This window comes from Streptomyces sp. NPDC002055 (assembly GCF_040296705.1).
GTDB lineage: Bacteria > Actinomycetota > Actinomycetes > Streptomycetales > Streptomycetaceae > Streptomyces.
The window spans coordinates 1-1,160 of the sequence record NZ_JBEOXS010000159.1 but is presented as its reverse complement, the minus strand read 5'-3'; the positions used below and the strand labels follow the sequence as shown (position 1 = coordinate 1,160).

Below are 1,160 nucleotides of genomic sequence, written 5' to 3'. Positions count from 1 at the left end.
CACAAAAGCTTCTGTATCGGTACGCTGAACATCAAAGCGATCAATTCCACGAATTTTAGTAGTATCAGTTTCAAATGCACCAGCACCAATATTTGTTGGAAGCAATGACATGTTTTCACGGTCAAATAAAGTCATGGCTTGTTTAAAGTCGCCATAATAGAGCGGATAAAGCGGGCTGCTTGTTTCTCCACCACTTGGAAGCCAATGGTCACTGATTTCAACGACTCGTTTTCCTTTGATTAAATAGCGATCAGGTTGAACGGGGTCAGGTTGTAACAAATAATTTCCTAACGCATCTTTAACTAAAGTAAGTTGGTTGAGCCCGCTTGTGTTGGTAATTAAAATAGAAGTTGCTTTAATTGCTGGATCGACTGCCGTATTAATCATAATGATAATATCATCAAAAGTAGAGAGGGCTGGTTTTTTAGGGGCTGCTTGCATGAGTGAGATGATTTCTTTATTACGAGAAACGACGACTTTCTTAGCAATCCAACCCGTCAACCATGACATAATATTTTCGGCACTATCTTTAAGTAGGGAGTTGGTCGCTGTTGTGATCCCTCCGTAGCGTCCAATCTGATACTTAACAAGTTTAAGATTGGGATCGTCATTGGCTCCAATGGTTTCATCTTCGCTATCTAATTTTGTAAGTGGGGTAATATTTGTCCATTTCTCATAAACACGAGAACCTGAGGCTGTAGTTACATTTTCAACATTGACATATTGCTCCATCACATCATATTGGCGTTTCAAGACATTAATCGAAGTTCTTAAATCTTGGGGAATGGTTAAGCCAGCCGCTTCGCCTGATTCATCTTTAGAGGAAGTGACTAGATTTGTGATTTTAGAATCGCCTCTCATTAAGGCTTTAAAATCTGAAATGAAAGAATGATCGGTTTGGTTTTCTCCATTTCCTAAGGGAAGTTGTCCGCTTGAGCGAAGATGAGCAACTTGCGTCGCTTGTGCTTCGTCGACTTGATTTCTAAGTGCATCACAACGAGCTTGTGCATGATCTCTCTTTGCGGTCAAATCTCTTAAAGTTTGAGCTGAGAAGTTTTCATTTTTGAGCATTTGATTGATTTTATCATTATAATTTTCTACTTTTTCGCCTGCTTCAATCCACAGCTCATTGAGTGTATTTAGTGTTTGATTCATTGTAT

Annotated in this window: 1 protein-coding gene; it reads right to left on the bottom strand. The window is 39.1% G+C overall.

Annotation, left to right across the window (positions count from 1 at the left end; genetic code table 11):
• A partial coding sequence (locus tag ABT112_RS35275) for a phage major capsid protein (RefSeq protein ID WP_351515842.1) occupies nucleotides 1-1,160 on the bottom strand: 1,160 nt, incomplete at both ends.